The sequence below is a fragment of the Mycobacterium sp. 1482292.6 genome, assembly GCF_001672995.1.
GTDB lineage: Bacteria > Actinomycetota > Actinomycetes > Mycobacteriales > Mycobacteriaceae > Mycobacterium > Mycobacterium europaeum_A.
Window position 1 is genome coordinate 1 of the sequence record NZ_LZKV01000154.1, and the last position, 13,673, is coordinate 13,673.

Below are 13,673 nucleotides of genomic sequence, written 5' to 3' on the forward strand. Positions count from 1 at the left end.
GGGTGCGGGACCGCCGCGAGTTGACCGTGCTCGGCTGGATGCGTCCGGCGTCGATCATCACCGACTCGATCGGCGCGATGTCGCCGTTGTCGACGTCGGCGAGGTCCCAACCCTGCGCCATCGTCGGCCCGCTGAACGCCGAGGTGTCCACCTGCACCGCGGTCGGCGTCACGCCGCTGCGCCGGATCTGCTCGACGAGGTCGCTGATCCGCGCCGATCCCCGGTACCAGGTGGGCACGTCGGGCGGCGCCGCCGATAACGCCGGATCGCCCGCTCCCACCAGCACGACGGGGCCCTGGGCGTTCTGGCTGCCCGCCACCACCCGGGTGCTGATCCGCGCCTGGCGGTCCAGCGTCAGCAACGCCGCGGCCGCCGTGAGCACCTTATTGGTGGACGCGGGCACCAGCGGCAGGTCGTCGGCCACCTGCCACAGCTCTTTCCCGGTGATGGCGTCGGTGACCCGGCCGCCGAGGCGGCCCAGGTTGGGGTCGCCCGCCACCGGCGCCAGCATGGCGGCCACACCGGGTCCGCTGGGCAGCTCGGCGGTGTCGCTCACCGGGACCATGCCCGGCTTCACCGTCGGCGCGTGCGGCGGCGGGATCGGGGCATGCGCGCTGTTGGCGCCGTGCCCGGCCGTGGTGAAAAACGCTGCCGCCACCACGACGGCGACGACAAACGCCAGCACGCCCAACCCGATGAACACTGGGGTGGATTTTTGCCAGCGAGTACGGGCCATGACTCTCCTGACTGTCTGCGACCCATTCTGCCGAATCGGCGCCGATGCGCTCGACTAGGGTGTAGCAGAGCAAAATTGGCCTGCCTAATCAGACAAGGAGCCGACGCGGTGGAATTCGACGTGACCATCGAGATTCAAAAAGGCCAGCGGAACAAGTACGAGGTCGACCACGAGACCGGTCGGCTACGTCTGGACCGCTACCTCTACACCGCGATGGCCTACCCGACCGACTACGGCTTCATCGAGGACACCCTCGGCGAGGACGGCGACCCGTTGGACGCGATGGTGCTGCTGCCGCAGTCGGTGTTCCCCGGCGTGATCGTGGAGGCTCGCCCGGTGGGGATGTTCCGGATGACCGACGAAAAGGGCGGCGACGACAAGGTTTTGTGCGTGCCGGCCGGCGACCACCGCTGGGACCACATCCAGGACATCGGCGACGTTCCCGAGTTCGAGCTGGACGTGATCAAGCACTTCTTCGTGCACTACAAGGACCTGGAGCCGGGCAAGTTCGTCAAGGCCGCGGACTGGGTCGGCCGCGAGGACGCCGAGGCGGAGATTCAGCGCTCGATCGAGCGGTTCAAGGCCCAGGGGCACTGACGCGCGGAGGCGCGCACTGATCACGCTCGGCGCGGGCGACGCGCCGATTGCGCAGGATGCTCCAGCCCAGGGCGGCCGCGATGAAGACCACCCCGACCGAGCCGGTGATCGCCTCGGGGATCTCGAACCGCGGCTCGATCGAGGCCAGCATGATCACCGCCAGCGCCCCGATCGCCCAGTGCGCGCCGTGTTCCAGGTACACGTACCGGCCCAGCGCTTCCTGACGAACCAGGTAGATGGTGATCGACCGGACGAACATCGAGCCCACCAGGCCCAGCCCGAGCGCGATGACGACGGGGTCCGAGGTGATGGCGAACGCCCCGGTGACACCGTCGAATGAGAAGGCGGCGTCGAGGACTTCCAGGTAGAGGAACAGCGTGAGGCCGGCCCAGCCGGTCGCGGGGCTGGGGGCGGTGCCGGCCTCGGGGTCGGACGGCCGAAAGGCTCGGCTCAATCCGTTCACCACCAGGTAGGTCACCATGCCCAGCAGCCCGGCGGTCAGCACCGTCGCCGCCTCGTCCCCCGAGTGCGTCAGCCGCGTGCCCACCGTGACCAGCGCCAGTCCGGTGACCACCAGCGACACCTGCCCCAGCCGGCCGATGCGTGCGAACGGGATCTCAATCCACTTGAGCCACTTGATGTCTCGGTCATAAAACAGGAAATCCAGGAACAGCATCAACAGGAAGATTCCGCCGAACGCCGCGATCTGCGGGTGAGCCGCGATGACGAGCTTTTCGTAGCTGGGCGACCCGTCCGGGAACTCCAGCGCGCCGTGCGGCGGTGGATGCAGCGCCAACGACATCGCCCGCACCGGGTCCAGGCCCGCGGTCGCCCACACGATGAGCAGCGGGAAGAGCAGCCGCATGCCGAACACGGCGACGAGGATCCCGATGGTCAGGAACATCCGCTGCCAGAAGCGGCTCATCCGCTTCAGGATCGAGGCGTTGATGATCGCGTTGTCGAACGACAACGACACCTCGAGGGCGGCCAGCACCAGCAGCAGGTAAAGACCCTTGAAGCCGCCGTAGGCGTATCCGAGGCCGAGTGCCGCCGCGGTGACCAACAGCGAGACCCCGAAGGTGCGCAAAGCGGACATGGATCCTTTCCGGCCGCCGCCCACACTAGCGAACCGGATCGTCGCGGCCGGCGTCCGCTGCGGGCCGCATAGAATTTTCAAATTGTGGCGAAACATCGGGGCAGTCGGCCGAAAGCGCCGCCGCCCCGATGACCGAGATCAGCGCCTCGCAGGGGCCGGTGGCGCGCGGCAGCATGGCCAGGGTCGGCACCGCCACCGCCGTGACCGCGCTATGCGGTTACGCGGTGATCTATTTGGCCGCTCGCGACCTGGCGCCGAGCGGCTTTTCGATATTCGGGGTGTTCTGGGGGGCGTTCGGGCTGGTCACCGGCGCCGCCAATGGCCTGCTGCAGGAGACCACCCGCGAGGTCCGCTCCACCCCCTATGTCAGCGACCTGGCCGCGCTGCCGGTGCCCGGCGAACCGCGCACCCACCCGATGCGGGTCGCCATGCTGGTGGGCGTGGCCGCGGCCGTCGTGATCGCCGGCAGTTCGCCGTTGTGGAGCGGGCGGGTGTTCGTCGAGGCGCGGCTGCTGTCGGTGGCGCTGCTGTCGGTCGGCCTCGCCGGATTCTGCGTGCACGCCACCCTGCTGGGCATGCTGGCCGGCACCAACCAGTGGACCCGCTACGGCGCGCTCATGGTGACCGACGCCGTCATCCGGGTGGCGGTGGCCGCGGCCACCGTGGCGCTCGGGTGGCGGTTGGTCGGCTTCCTGTGGGCGACGGTGGCGGGGGCGGTCGCCTGGCTGATCCTGCTGGTGGCCTCGCCGGCCACCAGGGCCACCGCCCGGCTGCTCACCCCGGGCGGGACGGCGACCTTCCTACGGGGCGCGGCACATTCGATCACCGCGGCCGGCGCCAGCGCCATCCTGGTGATGGGATTTCCGGTGCTGCTGAAGCTGACCAGCGCCGAGCTCGGCGCGCAGGGCGGGGTGATCATCCTGGCCGTCACGCTGACCCGCGCGCCGCTGCTGGTTCCGCTGACGGCCATGCAGGGCAACCTGATTGCGCATTTCGTCGACGAGCGCAGCGATCGGATTCGCGCGCTGCTCGCCCCGGCCGCGATCGTCGGGGCGATCGGCGCGGTCGGCGTGGCGGCCGCGGGCGTGCTGGGCCCCTGGCTGTTGCGGGTGGCCTTCGGGCCGCAGTACCACGCCAGCAGCGCGCTGCTGGCGTGGCTGACCGCGGCGGCGGTGGCGATCGCCATGCTGACGCTGACCGGGGCTGCCGCGGTGGCCGCCGCGCTGCACCGGGCCTACTCGCTGGGCTGGGTGAGCGCCACGGTCGCCTCGGGGCTGCTGCTGTTGCTGCCGTTGTCCCTGCAGACCCGGACCGTGGTCGGGTTGCTGTGCGGCCCGGTGGTGGGCATCGGCGTCCATCTGGTGGCGCTGTCGCGCGCCGCGCGCTCTACCGGCTGATTCGGCCTGCACCAGCGTGTACCTTGTGGGCTTAGATGGGTACTGAAACGCATTATTCGGTCGTCTGGGTCGTCATTCCCGCCTTCAACGAAGCAGCTGTCATCGGCGAGGTGGTGGCCGATGTGCGCTCGGTATTCGACAACGTCGTCTGCGTGGACGACGGCAGCGCCGACGACACCGGTGAGATCGCCCGGCGGGCCGGGGCTCACCTGGTGCGTCACCCGATCAACCTCGGGCAGGGCGCGGCAATCCAGACCGGCGTGGAGTACGCCCGCAGGCAGCCGGGCGCCCAGATCTTCGCCACGTTCGATGCCGACGGCCAGCACCGCGTCAAGGACCTGGCGACCATGGTCGACCGGTTGCGCGCCGGGGACGTCGACGTCGTGATCGGCACCCGGTTCGGCACGCAGCGGGGGGCCCGGCCGCCGCTGGTGAAACGGATCGTGCTGCAGACCGCCGCGCGGCTGAGCCGGCGCGGCCGCCGACTTGGCCTGACCGACACCAACAACGGGCTGCGGGTGTTCAACAAGAAGGTCGCCGACGGGCTGGACATCACCATGAGCGGCATGAGCCACGCCAACGAATTCGTCATGCTGATCGACGAAAACCATTGGCGCGTCGCCGAAGAGCCGATCGAGGTGCTCTACACCGAGTACTCGAGGTCCAAGGGGCAGCCCCTGCTCAACGGTGTCAACATCATTTTCGACGGATTCCTGCGAGGGAGGACTCCATGAACTGGATTCAGGTGCTGCTGATCGGGTCGATCGTCGCGCTGCTGGTCTATCTGCTGCGCTCGCGGCGCAATTCGCGGTCAAAGGCCTGGGTGAAGGTCGGCTACGTGGTGTTCGTGCTGGGCGGCATCTATGCGGTGCTGCGCCCCGACGACACCACGGTGGTGGCCCAGTGGTTCGGGGTGCGCCGCGGCACCGACCTGATGCTCTACGCGCTGATCATGGCGTTCTGCTTCACCACGCTCAGCACGTACATGCGGTTCAAGGACTTGGAGCTGCGCTACGCGCGGCTGGCCCGTGCGGTGGCTCTGGAATCCGCGCAGGCTCCCGAAACGACCTAGCGGGCCTGCGCCCGGCGGAAGTACTCCACCGTGCGGGCCACCCCGTCGGACAGCTCGACCTTCGGCTTCCACCCCAAAACCTCTGCGGCAGAAGCGATGTCGAGGCAGGACCGCTTGAGGTCACCCAGCCGCGGTGGCGCGAACTCCGGGTCGTCGGGCGCCCCGACGGCGGCCGCCACCGCCGAATGCAGTTGGCGGTCTGAGGTTTCGATGCCGGTGCCGACGTTGAAGCGCTGCCCGCCGCCGGCGTCACCGGAGGCCTTGACGAAGGCGTCCACGACGTCGTCGACGAAGACGTAGTCGCGGGTGTTGCCGCCGTCGCCGAAAACCTTGGTGGGCTTGCCCGACAGCAGCGCCTGGGCGAAGATCGCCACCACCCCGGCCTCACCGTGCGGATCCTGGCGCGGCCCATAGACATTGGCCGGCGCGATGTGCGAGCAGTCCAGGCCGTACAGGTGCCGGAAGGTGTTCAGGTAGATCTCGCCCGCCACCTTGCCCGCGGCATACGGCGACGCCGGGTCGGTCGGCACGCTCTCGGGAGTCGGGTAGCGCGGCGGGATGCCGTAGATGGACCCGCCCGAGGAGGTGTGCACGATCTTGCGCACCTGCGCCCGGCGAGCGGCCTCGGCCAGGCGCACGGTGCCGATCACGTTGACCGACGCGTCGAACTGCGGGTCGGCCACCGAGTGCCGCACGTCGATCTGGGCCGCCAGGTGGAACACCACCTCCGGGCGGTGCTCGTCGAGGATTGCCTGCAGGTCGGCGGTCACGATGTCGGCCTCGACGAAGACGTGGGCCGGGTTGTCGGCCAGATGCTCGAGGTTGGTCGCGCGGCCCGAGGCGAAGTTGTCCAGCCCCACCACCGCATGACCGTCGGCTAACAGACGGTCGACTAGCGTCGAGCCGATGAATCCGGCTGCCCCGGTAACCAGTGCACGCACCGGCCCACCATACATAGCGGTCGTGGCGGTCGCGCTCATCGCGGTGCAGCTGGCCGTGCGCGCGGTGCTGGCCTTCGGCGGCTACTTCTACTGGGACGACCTGATCCTCATCGGCAAGGCCGGCACCCACCACCTGCTGGCGCCCTCGTACCTGTTCGACGACCACGACGGGCACGTCATGCCCGGGGCATTTCTGCTCGCGGGCACCATCATCCGGCTCGCGCCACTGGACTGGACCTGGCCGGCGGTCAGCCTGCTGGTGCTGCAACTGCTGGCCTCGCTGGCGTTGTTGCGCGCGCTGCACGTCATCTTGGGCTGGCGGCCGGTGCTGCTGATCCCGTTGACGTTCGGGTTGTTCATCCCGTTGGCGGTGCCCGGCTTCGCGTGGTGGGCGGCCGCGCTGAATTCGTTGCCGATGCTGGCCGCGCTGGCCTGGGTGAGCGCCGACGCCGTCGCGCTGGTGCGCACCGGCAAACAGCGCTACGCGGTGACCGGCGTGCTGGTCTACCTCGGTGGGCTGTTGTTCTTCGAGAAGGCCGCGGTGATCCCGTTCGTCGCGTTCGCGGTGGCCGCGCTGCTGGGCCACGTGACCGGCGATCGCAGCCTGGGATCGGCGGTGGCGACGGTGTGGCGGGCCGGCCTGCGATTGTGGATCGCCGCGCTGGCGCTCACCGCCGCCTGGATCGCGCTCTATCTGGCCGTGGTCAATCAGCAGCGGTGGAGTTCGGACCTGTCGATGACGGGCCGGCTGCTGGCGCGGTCGATCACGCACGGCATCGTGCCGGGGCTGGCCGGCGGGCCGTGGCACTGGGACCGTTGGGCGCCCGCCTCGCCCTGGGCCACGCCCCCGCCGTCGGTGATGGCGCTGGGGTGGCTGGTGCTGGCCGCGACGCTGGCGGTGTCGCTGGTGCGCAAGGAGCGCATCGGGCCGGTGTGGGCGATCGCCGTCGGCTACGCCGTGGCCTGCCAGGTGCCGATCTATTTGATGCGGTCGTCAAAGCAAACCGCGCTCGAGCTGGCGCAGACGCTGCGCTACCTGCCCGATCTGGTCGTGGTGCTGGCGCTGCTGGCCGCGGTGGCGTTGTGCGCGCCCAACCGGCAGGCCGGGCCGCGCTGGCTCGACGCTTCACCGAAACGCGCCGCGGCGGTCGCGGTTTTGGCGGTGCTGTTCGTGGCCAGCAGCCTGTACTCGACGGCCACGTTCCTGACCAGCTGGCGCGACAACCCGGCCCAGCCCTATCTGCGCAACGCCCGGGCGTCGCTGGCCGCGGCCCACGCGGCCTCGGACGCGCCGCTGCTGGATCAGGAGGTCGACCCGTTCGTGTTGCAGCGGGTGGCCGCGCCGGAGAATCTGGCCAGCCACCTGTTCGCCCTGCTGCGGGACAGGCCCGAATTCGCGCCGGCCACAACACAATTGCGCATGTTCGACCCCTCGGGGCGGCTGATCAACGCGCGGGTCACCTGGGTCCGGGCCATCGCGCCCGGGCCGATGCCGCAGTGCGGCTACTTCGCCCAGCCGGACCGCCCGGCGCGCCTGGCCCTCGACGGCCCGCTGCTGCCCGCCGACTGGACCGTCGAACTGAACTACCTGGCCAACAGCGACGGCTCGATGACGTTGTCGATGACGCAGGGTCCCGAGGTCAAGGTTCCGGTGCATCCCGGACTCAACCGGGTCTTCGCGCGGCTGCCGGGCGCCGGCGACGCGATCACGGTGCGCGCCAACACGACCGCGCTGGCGTTGTGCCTCGCGTCGGGCCCGGTGGGGTTCGTCGCGCCGGCGTGAACGCGTCGGGTGAAAAAGATGGAGCCGCCTGGGGGAATCGAACCCCCGACCTATTCATTACGAGTGAATCGCTCTACCGACTGAGCTAAGGCGGCATACCCGCACGCCGGGCGGCACGAGTCTACGGCAGGCGGGCGGGCAGACCCAAGCCAGGCGGTTAGTCGCGCAGTTGCTGGCCGATGGTGGCGACCATGGCGTCGACGGCGAACTTGGGCTTGACGTTGATCGCCAGCGCCTCGCGGCACTCCAGCACCGCTTCGATGCAGCGCAGCAGCCGCGCGGGCGGGGCGTGGGCGGCCAGCGCGGCCACCCGCTCGGCCATGTCCGGGTGGTTGGCCCGCACCGCGGCTCCCCCTTGCAGGGCGGAGGCCATCAGCGCGTCGCGGAAGTAGGTCGCCAGGTCGATCAGCGCGCGGTCCAGCGCATCGCGCGAGGCCCGGGTCTGACGCGACTTCTGGCGTCGCTCAAGGTCCTTCATCGCCCCGGCCGCGCCGCGCATGGCGCCCGCGGTGCCCTTGCCGGTGCCGCCCGCGCCCAGGGCCGTGCGCAGCTCTTCGGTCTCGGCCTCGGCGCGGTCGGCGGTCAGCACAACGGCCTCGGCCTCGGCCGCCGCCACCAGCTCCTCGGCTGCGGCGTAGGCCCGCGACGGGGTCGCGGCGTCGCGCACCAGCGTCAACGACCGCTCCCGGCGCGCCCGGGCCTCGGGATCGGTGGCCAGCCGTCGCGCCCGGCCCACGTGCCCGCCGCTGACCGACGCCGCCCAGTTCGCCGTGTCGGGGGTCAGGCCGTCGCTGTCGACCAGCACCCGCGCGATCGCCTCGGCCGAGGGCGTCACCAGCGCCACATGCCGGCACCGGGAACGCAACGTGATCGCGATGTCCTCGGGATCCACCGACGGCGCGCACAGCAGGAACACCGTCGACGGCGGCGGTTCCTCGACCACCTTCAGCAGGGCGTTGGCGGCGCCCTCGGTCAGCCGGTCGGCATCTTCGATCACCACGATTTGCCAGTGCCCGGTGGCCGGGCGCCGCGCCGCGATCTGCACGATCGCGCGCATCTCGTCGACGCCGATGGACAGGCCCTCGGGGATCACCCGCCGCACGTCGGCGTGGGTGCCGGCCATGGTCGTCGTGCACGCGTGGCAGCGCCCACAGCCCGGCTCGCCGTCGTCAGAGGCCGACGTGCATTGCAGGGCGGCCGCGAAGCACAGCGCCGCCACCGAGCGCCCGGAGCCCGGCGGGCCGGTGATCAGCCACGCGTGTGTCATAGTCCCGGCGCCAGACCCACTGTGGTCGGCGTCACCACGGGCGGCTCGGGCGGCGGCCAGCAGCTCGGCCGTCACCGCGTCCTGGCCTACCAGCCGCGTAAACACCCCGGACATCACCGGTAACAGTAGTGGCGGTGCCGACAGATACCGAACGGCCACCGTACCGCGACCCTTCCGTTATCTTCGGCGCCGGTTGGGCATCGCGGGCAACCTGCCGAGATCGCTATTAAGTTTCCGAGAGGTCGCCGCCGCCCGATACGGTGGGTAAGTGACTACGGCGGCGGCACTACCGGGGCGGATCAGCGCATTCGTCCGCTGGGTGATGCGCACGCCGTGGCCGCTGTTCTCGCTCAGCATGCTGCAGGCCGACATCATCGGCGCCCTGTTCGTGCTCGGCTTCCTGCGCTACGCGCTGCCGCCCGAGGACCGCATCCAGTTACAGGACCTGCCGGTGCTGAACGTGGCGATCTTCGCCACCGCGCTGGTCGTCGTGTTCCTCACCGGTTTGGCCGTCACGCTGCGGCTGCTGCTGCCCGTGTTCCGGTGGCAGCGCCGCGACAACATGCTCGCCGAGGCCGACCCCGCCGCCACCGAACTGGCCCGCAGCCGCGCGCTGCGAATGCCGTTCTACCGCACCCTGATCAGCATCGTGGCCTGGGCCATCGGCAGCGTGGTGTTCATCATCGCCAGCTGGTCGGTGGCGCGGTACGCCGCACCCGTGGTGGCGGTGGCCACCGGGCTGGGCGCCGCGGCCACCTCGATCATCGGCTACCTGCAGTCCGAACGGGTGCTGCGGCCCGTGGCGGTGGCCGCCCTGCGCAGCGGGGTGCCCGAAAACGTCAAGGCGCCCGGCGTCATCCTGCGCCAGATCCTGACGTGGATGCTGTCCACCGCCGTGCCGGTGCTGGCGATCGTGCTGGCGGTGGTGGCCGACAAGACCTCGCTGCTGCACGCCACACCGGAGAAGCTGTTCACCCCAATCCTGTTGCTGGCGGTGGCGGCGCTGGGCATCGGCGGAGTCAGCACGCTGCTGGTGGCCATGTCGATCGCCGACCCGCTGCGCCAGCTGCGCTGGGCGCTTTCCGAAGTGCAGCGCGGAAACTACAACGCGCACATGCAGATCTACGACGCCAGCGAGCTCGGCCTGCTGCAGGCGGGCTTTAACGACATGGTGCGCGACCTGTCCGAGCGGCAGCGGCTGCGGGACCTGTTCGGCCGCTATGTCGGTGAGGACGTGGCCCGCCGGGCGCTGGAGCGCGGCACCGAGCTGGGCGGCCAGGAGCGCGACGTCGCGGTGCTGTTCGTCGACCTGGTCGGGTCCACCCAGCTGGCCTCCACCCGGCCACCCGCCGAGGTCGTCCACCTGCTCAACGAGTTCTTCCGGGTGGTGGTGGAAACCGTTGGCAAGCATGGCGGTTTCGTCAACAAGTTCCAGGGTGACGCCGCGCTGGCCATCTTCGGCGCGCCGATCGAACACCCCGACTCGCCCGGCGGAGCGCTGGCCGCGGCCCGGGAATTGCACGACGCGCTGCTGCCGGTGATCGGTTCGGCGGAGTTCGGCATCGGGGTGTCCTCCGGGCGGGCCATCGCCGGTCATATCGGCGCGCAGGCCCGCTTCGAGTACACGGTGATCGGCGACCCGGTCAACGAGGCCGCCCGGCTGACCGAACTGGCCAAGCTCGAGCCCGGCCACGTGCTCGCGTCGGCGATCGCGGTCAGCGGCGCGCTGGACGCCGAGGCGCTGTGCTGGGACGTCGGCGAGGTGGTCGAGCTGCGCGGCCGCCGCGCGCCCACCCAGCTGGCACGCCCGGTGCACCTGGCCGGAACGACCGACCCCGCGCCCACCCGGCCGCGGACCGAGGAGATGTCCGGCGAGGCCATCGGCCCGGGCTACTGAGAGCCGGGCTCAGCTGCGCTTGGCGGCCTTCTTCGCCGGCGCCTTCTTGGCCGGCGCTTTGCGGGTCGTCTTCTTGGCCGGACGCTTGGCCGGGCCACGAGCCCGGCGATCGGCCAGCAGTTCGGCGGCGCGCTCGTCGGTGATCGATGCGACGTCGTCACCCTTGCGCAGGCTGGCGTTGGTCTCACCGTCGGTGACGTACGGACCGAACCGGCCGTCCTTGATCACCATCGGCTTGCCCGTCGCCGGATCGGCGCCCAGCTCACGCAGCGGCGGCGCGGCGGCACCCTGCCGGCCGCGGCGCTTGGGCTCGGCGTAGATCTTCAGCGCTTCCTCGAGGGTGATGTCGAACATCTGCTCCTCGGTCGCCAGCGAGCGAGAATCGGTGCCGCGCTTGAGGTATGGGCCATACCGGCCGTTCTGCGCGGTGATCTCCTCGCCGGTGGCGGGGTCCACACCGACCACGCGCGGCAGCGACAGCAGCCGCAGCGCGTCCTCGAGCGTGACCGTCTGCAGGTCCATCGTGCGCAGCAGCGAACCGGTGCGGGGCTTGGGGCCGGTCGGCTTCTTGCCCTTCTTGGCCGGCGCGGCGCTGCCGTCGTCGTCGGGCGGCGGCTCCGGCAGGACCTCGGAAACGTAAGGGCCGTACCGGCCGTCCTTGGCGACGATCTCGTGTCCGGTTTCCGGGTCCACCCCCAGCACGCGGCCCTCCTGCGGCGTGGCGAACAGCTGCTCGGCCACCTCCAGCGTGAGCTCGTCGGGGGTCAGCGAGTCGTTGAGGTTGGCCCGCTGCGGCTTGGGCTCGCCGTCATCACCGGTCACCATGCGTTCCAGGTAAGGCCCGTTCTTGCCCACCCGGACGTAGACCGGCCGGCCCTGTTCGTCATCAAATAGCCTGATGGAGTTGACTTCTCGGGCGTCGATGCCTTCCAGGTTGACGCCGACGAGCTTCTTCAGGCCGCCGGAGCGGGCCACCGAGTCGGCCACCCCGTGCTCGCCGCCGAAGTAGAAGTTGTTGAGCCAGTCGGTGCGTCGCTCCTGCCCCGAGGCGATCGCGTCGAGCTCGTCTTCCATCGCCGCGGTGAAGTCGTAATCGACCAGGCGGCCGAAATGCTGTTCCAGCAAACCGGTTACGGCGAACGCCACCCAGGACGGCACCAGGGCGCTGCCCTTCTTGTGCACGTAGCCGCGGTCCTGGATGGTCTTGATGATCGACGAGTACGTCGACGGGCGGCCGATGCCAAGCTCTTCGAGCGCCTTGACCAGTGACGCCTCGGTGTAACGCGCCGGGGGATTGGTGGCGTGGCCGTCGGGGGTGAGTTCGATGGCGTCCAGCCGCTGGCCCTTGGTCAGCTGCGGCAGCCGGCTCTCGGCGTCGTCGGCCTCCCCGCCGGCCAATTCGTCCACCGTCTCCACGTAGGCCTTCAGGAAACCCGCGAAGGTGATGGTGCGACCGCTGGCCGAGAACGTGACGTCGCGGCCCGCCGACTGACCGTTGATCCGCAGGCTCAGCGTGGTGCCGCGGGCGTCGGCCATCTGCGAGGCCACCGTGCGCTGCCAGATCAGCTCGTAGATGCGGAATTCGTCGCCGTCGAGCTCGCGGCGCACCGCGTCCGGGGTCGCGAAGGTCTCGCCCGCGGGGCGGATCGCCTCGTGCGCCTCCTGGGCGTTCTTGACCTTGCGCGTGTACTGCCGCGGCGACGGGGACACGTATTCCGCGCCGTAGAGCTGGCGGGCCTGCGTGCGGGCGGCGTTGATCGCGGACTCCGACAGCGTGGTGGAGTCGGTACGCATATAGGTGATGTAGCCGTTTTCGTAGAGCCGCTGGGCGATGCTCATGGTGCGCTCGGAGGAGAACCGCAACTTGCGGCCGGCCTCCTGCTGCAGCGTCGAGGTCATGAACGGCGCGTAGGGGCGCCGCGTGTAGGGCTTCTCCTCCACCGACGCGACGGACAGCTGCGCCCCGCGCAGGCCCGCGGCCAGCTGCGTGGCGCTCGCCTCGTCGAGAACGGTCACCTCGTCGGCTTTGCGCAGCTGACCCAGCGAGTCGAAGTCGCGGCCGGAGGCCACGCGCAGGCCGTCGACGCCGGTCAAGCGGGCGGTGAAGGTGGGCGGCGAGGCCTGCGGGTCGGACACGCTCGCGTCGAGCTGGGCCACGATGTCCCAGTAGGAGGCGCTCCGGAACGCCATGCGGTCGCGTTCGCGCTGCACGATGATCCGGGTGGCCACCGACTGGACCCGGCCCGCCGACAGCTTGGGCGCGACCTTCTTCCACAGCACGGGGCTGACCTCGTAGCCGTACAGCCGGTCCAGGATGCGCCGGGTTTCCTGCGCGTCGACCAGATCGATGTCCAGGTCGCGCGGGTTTTCGGCGGCCTCGAGGATGGCCGGCTCGGTGATCTCGTGGAACACCATCCGCTTGACCGGGATGTTCGGCTTCAGGGTTTCCAGCAGGTGCCAGGCGATGGCTTCGCCCTCGCGGTCACCATCCGTGGCCAGGTAGAGCTCGTCGACCTCCTTGAGCAGGCCCTTGAGTTCGGTGACCGTGCTCTTCTTCTCGGGGCTGATGATGTACAGCGGTTCGAAGTCCGCGTCGACGTTGACCCCGAGGCGGGCCCAGGGCTCCGACTTGAACTTCGCCGGCACGTCGGCGGCGGCCCGGGGCAGGTCGCGGATGTGGCCGCGCGAGGACTCGACGATGTACCTGGAGCCCAGGTAGCCGGCCAGTTTGCGCGCCTTGGTGGGCGACTCGACAATCACGAGTCGCCGGCGGCTGCCATTCCCGCCGCTACTGGTGTCCTTTAGTTTCGGGTCAGCCAACTGCCCTTACGCTCCATCCGTGATTGGTCCCCCCTGCGAGACCACCTGCAGGAAGAATGACAGGTCG

11 protein-coding genes and 1 tRNA gene are annotated in these 13,673 nt (G+C 70.1%); 6 read left to right on the forward strand and 6 right to left on the reverse strand.

From position 1 onward, the window contains the following. Positions 1 to 736: D-alanyl-D-alanine carboxypeptidase/D-alanyl-D-alanine-endopeptidase (gene dacB / locus A5624_RS15195; RefSeq protein WP_156749031.1), on the reverse strand; the 736-nt coding region annotated here is incomplete at its 3' end. A 108-nt stretch (positions 737 to 844) separates the two neighbouring features. Between dacB and A5624_RS15200 the strand changes: the two genes are divergently transcribed. Then, entirely contained in the window at positions 845 to 1,333 is a 489-nt protein-coding gene (locus tag A5624_RS15200; protein ID WP_066867566.1) for an inorganic diphosphatase, read from the forward strand. Here A5624_RS15200 and A5624_RS15205 read toward each other — a convergent pair. Continuing rightward, positions 1,314 to 2,429: a DUF475 domain-containing protein gene (locus A5624_RS15205; RefSeq protein ID WP_066867569.1), complete on the reverse strand. Its 1,116-nt coding sequence runs from the start codon at positions 2,427 to 2,429 to the stop codon at positions 1,314 to 1,316. The genes A5624_RS15200 and A5624_RS15205 overlap by 20 nt on opposite strands. Positions 2,430 to 2,557: 128 nt before the next feature. Here A5624_RS15205 and A5624_RS15210 point away from each other — a divergent pair, with 128 nt between their 5' ends. Genes A5624_RS15210 through A5624_RS15220 form a run of 3 tightly spaced genes read left to right on the forward strand, consistent with a single transcriptional unit; the run spans position 2,558 to position 4,898 of the window. Next, entirely contained in the window at positions 2,558 to 3,826 is a 1,269-nt protein-coding gene (locus tag A5624_RS15210) for a hypothetical protein (RefSeq protein WP_066867572.1), read from the forward strand. Between the two features lie 35 nt (positions 3,827 to 3,861). Then, a complete protein-coding gene (locus tag A5624_RS15215) occupies positions 3,862 to 4,560 on the forward strand; it encodes a glycosyltransferase family 2 protein (RefSeq protein ID WP_066867575.1) in 699 nt (232 codons plus the stop codon). After that, positions 4,557 to 4,898: a DUF2304 domain-containing protein gene (locus A5624_RS15220; protein ID WP_066867579.1), complete on the forward strand. Its 342-nt coding sequence runs from the start codon at positions 4,557 to 4,559 to the stop codon at positions 4,896 to 4,898. The genes A5624_RS15215 and A5624_RS15220 overlap by 4 nt, the downstream gene beginning before the upstream one ends. Here A5624_RS15220 and A5624_RS15225 read toward each other — a convergent pair. Beyond that, positions 4,895 to 5,839: an NAD-dependent epimerase/dehydratase family protein gene (locus A5624_RS15225; protein WP_156749032.1), complete on the reverse strand. Its 945-nt coding sequence runs from the start codon at positions 5,837 to 5,839 to the stop codon at positions 4,895 to 4,897. The genes A5624_RS15220 and A5624_RS15225 overlap by 4 nt on opposite strands. Between A5624_RS15225 and A5624_RS15230 the strand changes: the two genes are divergently transcribed. Beyond that, the gene (locus tag A5624_RS15230; RefSeq protein WP_156749033.1) at positions 5,805 to 7,622 is read left to right on the forward strand and encodes a hypothetical protein; all 1,818 of its coding nucleotides are present in this window, start codon (positions 5,805 to 5,807) and stop codon (positions 7,620 to 7,622) included. The two genes, A5624_RS15225 and A5624_RS15230, sit on opposite strands and share 35 nt — an antisense overlap. Positions 7,623 to 7,641: 19 nt before the next feature. Here the strand turns inward: A5624_RS15230 and A5624_RS15235 are convergent. Further along, positions 7,642 to 7,717, reverse strand: a tRNA-Thr gene (locus tag A5624_RS15235). 62 nt (positions 7,718 to 7,779) lie between these two features. Then, on the reverse strand, positions 7,780 to 9,003 hold the full coding sequence (locus A5624_RS15240; RefSeq protein WP_066867582.1) for a DNA polymerase III subunit delta': 1,224 nt from the start codon (positions 9,001 to 9,003) through the stop codon (positions 7,780 to 7,782). A 208-nt stretch (positions 9,004 to 9,211) separates the two neighbouring features. On the opposite strand from A5624_RS15240, the gene A5624_RS15245 reads away from it, so the two are divergent. Beyond that, positions 9,212 to 10,786, forward strand: coding sequence for an adenylate/guanylate cyclase domain-containing protein (locus A5624_RS15245; protein WP_231998023.1), 1,575 nt, complete (start codon positions 9,212 to 9,214; stop codon positions 10,784 to 10,786). Between the two features lie 9 nt (positions 10,787 to 10,795). Here A5624_RS15245 and topA read toward each other — a convergent pair whose 3' ends face one another. Continuing rightward, complete coding sequence (gene topA / locus A5624_RS15250) at positions 10,796 to 13,606, reverse strand: type I DNA topoisomerase (RefSeq protein ID WP_066867589.1); 2,811 nt, start codon at positions 13,604 to 13,606, stop codon at positions 10,796 to 10,798. Positions 13,607 to 13,673 lie beyond the last annotated feature (67 nt).